Consider the following 3,665-nt stretch of genomic DNA (forward strand, 5'->3'; position numbering starts at 1 on the left):
AGTAATGCTGTGGTTGATAATTAAGTTTAAGTCAATTTTTTTTAATCGATATTTAAGTGACCTTGATTCTAATAAGAAAATCCCCTTATTACTAATAATATAATTATTAGTAATGCTCTCATGATATTGTATTGATTTGTCCTTTAATAATCGATCAAGAATCGGTTCCAGAATTAAATCGCTTGGATCTAAATCAAATTCATATTCAATTCCAAATTCTCTATATATTTCTTTTTTAGAAAAATATAAAGAATTTTTTCTTTTACAAATAGAGTTTGCCTTTTGTAAAAAACTGGTTTGGTTTATATTTTTAGTTATAAACATAAAAATTGTACTAGTTAGAATATCGAAATAAATGTAATATTTAATTAGCACATATATTATATATAATAAGATAACTTATTAATAAAAAAGACCCCATCCGGGGCCTTTAAATGTATTTACCCAATCCTTCTCTTCACCATCCCAACCAACCCCTTCAACCCCAAGGAAACACTAAAGCTCACCGTTGCGCCAACAGCAGCCAGTAGGCAGGTTTTAACTAGGTCATCCGTGTGCAGGTTGGAGAAGACACTCAGCAGCGTACCGCCAATGGTACAGATTACCGTACCGTTATTGTTTGCTGGCTGGCTCATCGTCTGGTAGGTTTGTTTCTACGGCTAACTGGCTCACGGCTGCAACCAGCGATCCGCCGAGGATGGCATAACTCGCAATGGCTAACACCGGCGGCGGCACAAGGGAAGGGGCACTGATAATACTCAATCCCGATGCTGCTAGGCTAAGTCCCCCGGCCCGTAAAACCCGGAAGAATTTTGGTGTGGGTGCTTTGATACGTTGTACAATGTTCATATGATCTTACTGAATAAATACCGATTAGATAACTGATTTTCTTTTCTAATAATAGCAATATGGTATGGCGATGCTCAGATCTGCCATACCATATGCATGGATTAATTCACTTCAAATAGTTCCAGGCAGTTGAAGTTCTGGTCGTTCAGGCCATACTTATCGCCATTCACTAACTGATAGAATTCAAACTTGAGGAAATGAAGCGAAGTGGTATCCGGTGTAATGGTCGGCACTTCATCCGGCTCCAGTTCAACTATTGCCGGTGTTGCATCCAGCGCCAATTCAACGGTAGGAGAGAATTCCGCCCATCTTCTTCCTGTTGAAAATTCCACGGTAACAAACGCACAGGCAATACTCACATGCGTTGCGCCTTTAGGTGCAATGATGTGCATGTTCGGGATGACGTTTGAGATGGTAACTTTTCCGGTTACTGCATCAAAACTGTACGGAAGGCGCAGTACCGATTGCAGCAATGAATCTTTGTTAAAATTGAAATGATTCAACAGGTCTTTGCCCGCTGGTGTTTTAATGCCCAGTGCAACATTTCGTAACCCTCTTTTACTGGTTGTATCTTCTTTCAATACTTTGCGCATGAGTTTCGAAAGTCTTGAAGATACACGGTTGTCGGCAGCAGCTACCATAAACGTACGGATCGCATCCAGAATCATTTTACTGCTTTTGCCTGCATTGCCAAATTCCGCCATGTTTTCACGCGTCCGCTGGTAGGCAGGTGAGTTCATGATTTTGTCTTTGCTGACGATGCTTTTTTCTTTTACCATCATACCGTCCTGTGATTTGTAGAACGTAAGGTTACCCATGGTACCGGTGATCTCTAAAATTCCATTTTGTCTGGCCATTTTTTTTAATTGTTTAAATGTTTGAAAGATTAAATACAATACACAAAACATACTTTCAGCATTTGTGAATCACGGATCATGTTCCTTTTTTTCTGTGTGCGCAAAGCATCGTGACCTGTACACCTGCCCGTACACTTTGCCATACATCCCTTGTAAACAGGGCTTTTTGTGGAAACTATGCACATAACTCCGCATGCTTTTTTTAGTGCGTGTTGTAATTGTTGTACAATTTTACAGCGGAATAAAACCGTTAAAAACTCACCAGGGCAATAAGGACATGAATGGACAAAAAAGACTGAAAAGAATAGTGATTTATGCGAATGATATACAATTAATCACCGGGAAAAAGTATAAAGGAGCACTTGGCTTGCTAAAAAGAATCAAAAGAAGTTTGAATAAATCGGAAGATAGTCTGGTAACGATAGATGAGTTCTGTATTTATACAGGCATTGACAGAGAAGAGATTGAGCACCTTCTTCAGGATTAGTTATTTAAAAAATTATTCGATGCAGCAAAAGCAAACCTGGTTATGGAATTTTTAATTGAAATGAAAACAGCGGCACCGGGCCTGCGGTTGAAAAGCATCCGGGCAGAGTCCCTGTTTGATGCGGTAATAAAAATAACCGCAATCATCGTAATGTACTGTGCAAAGGAACGCTTTGCCTTTCGGGTAAAACCCATAAAGGCAAATGAACATATGGTGCATTTCAAAGTCTTTTTTGATAAGCGGCGGCGTACAGATATTCTTCTTTTTAATCCGGATAAATATGCGGATGCAGCAAGCATCTACAACAGGAGTTGAGCATTCCAACCTGGTTTTAGGGTAGGCTCCGTGTGGTCTCCTCCCGGTCTGCGCCCAGGGTGCGTGCAGGGTCCTTCGTGAAGATTGTCATTTTTGTATGTGAAAAGATTCAGTTATCTGTACCTGCTGTGCTATTCAATTAACACGTGTTAACCATAGCACTTTCGGATTGGGATTCCAAAATTTGGTATGGTAACTGTACAGGTACCTGTACAGAATTTGGTAAGGTACCTGTACAGTTTCTGTTACACAAACTGTACAGGTACTTATATAAACATTTAAAAACAATAAACTTTTTTAAAACGGGAATATTTATTTTAAATGAAATAAAAAAAGGAAGGCAAAAAATAATAAGAGACATGCAGCAACAGCATTCTCAATTATCAATTCTTATACATCATACTTCAATTTAAAATCTCAGGCAGGGTGTTTGGATGCGTGGCATGTTAAAGTGTCTTAAATGAAGTGGCAGGAAGTTGTTTGGTTTTCGATTTGTTAAAAGAAAAGGTTTTTAACACATGTCTATTTATCGTATACAAATGTTAAAAAAGTTTATGCCTACTTGGTAATTTATGTTGTTATTTAATTATGTTTACGCTGTAACAAATTGGTCAGTGTGCGAAGATGCCGTTTTAAATGATGTAGAATTGGGTGCATTTCACAAGGCGTTGGATAAAATATCGCTTCTGAAATTAAAAATAAGTGAAAGCCTACACACCGCAGTCTGTGGCACACAGACAAATCTTCCCTTTCATACGATTAATGATCAAATTCAAGTTTTGGAACAATGGAGTTATATAAATGGTATTTGGGTTAAATTATGGTAGTAAAAGAAATAAAGAATATATTTTTTTTTGATGGAGTAAATAGTAGCACAAATGCTATTGTCAAAAATGAATATTGGTTTGGTTCTGCGGACTCAGCAAAATACTTAAAAGCTTCTATCTTTTTTTTAAATGAAAATCAAGAAAAAGTAAAAATCGAAGTATTCGGAAAATCAAAAGATTTAATCCATAAGCCACTTTCCGATTGGAACGCTCCTGAAATGGGTTTTTATGAAGAAGATCTAATAAGCCTATCAAAAGATTTTAAATTTGAATTACGTAAAGATAACAAAGGAAATACAGGAGGTTTTATTACGGCTTATCCATTAGAGC

General features: G+C 37.5%; 5 protein-coding genes. 3 read left to right on the plus strand and 2 right to left on the minus strand.

Going from position 1 to position 3,665, the window contains the following annotated elements:
• Both ACTHJT_RS05765 and ACTHJT_RS05770 read right to left on the minus strand, forming a co-directional pair.
• On the minus strand, positions 1–324 hold a 324-nt coding region (locus tag ACTHJT_RS05765), incomplete at its 3' end, for a hypothetical protein (RefSeq protein WP_440237048.1).
• A 626-nt stretch (positions 325–950) separates the two neighbouring features.
• Positions 951–1,706, minus strand: coding sequence for a hypothetical protein (locus ACTHJT_RS05770; RefSeq protein WP_440237049.1), 756 nt, complete (start codon positions 1,704–1,706; stop codon positions 951–953).
• Positions 1,707–1,899: 193 nt separating this feature from the next.
• On the opposite strand from ACTHJT_RS05770, the gene ACTHJT_RS05775 reads away from it, so the two are divergent.
• The 3 genes from ACTHJT_RS05775 to ACTHJT_RS05785 form a co-directional block, all read left to right on the plus strand.
• Positions 1,900–2,193 carry a hypothetical protein gene (locus ACTHJT_RS05775; RefSeq protein ID WP_440237050.1) on the plus strand — a complete coding sequence of 98 codons (294 nt, stop codon included), beginning with the start codon at positions 1,900–1,902 and terminating at the stop codon, positions 2,191–2,193.
• 42 nt (positions 2,194–2,235) lie between these two features.
• On the plus strand, positions 2,236–2,508 hold the full coding sequence (locus ACTHJT_RS05780; RefSeq protein ID WP_440237051.1) for a hypothetical protein: 273 nt from the start codon (positions 2,236–2,238) through the stop codon (positions 2,506–2,508).
• Between the two features lie 820 nt (positions 2,509–3,328).
• On the plus strand, positions 3,329–3,665 hold a 337-nt coding region (locus tag ACTHJT_RS05785; protein WP_440237052.1), incomplete at its 3' end, for a hypothetical protein.

It is taken from the genome of Cytophaga sp. (assembly GCF_051961495.1).
Taxonomy (GTDB): domain Bacteria; phylum Bacteroidota; class Bacteroidia; order Cytophagales; family Cytophagaceae; genus Cytophaga.

Coding starts and splice junctions, on each gene's coding strand:
- ACTHJT_RS05775 (WP_440237050.1), top strand. CDS start 1,900: ATGCTTTTTTTAGTGCGTGTTGTAATTGTTGTACAATTTTACAGCGGA.
- ACTHJT_RS05770 (WP_440237049.1), bottom strand. CDS start 1,706: ATGGCCAGACAAAATGGAATTTTAGAGATCACCGGTACCATGGGTAAC.
- ACTHJT_RS05780 (WP_440237051.1), top strand. CDS start 2,236: ATGGAATTTTTAATTGAAATGAAAACAGCGGCACCGGGCCTGCGGTTG.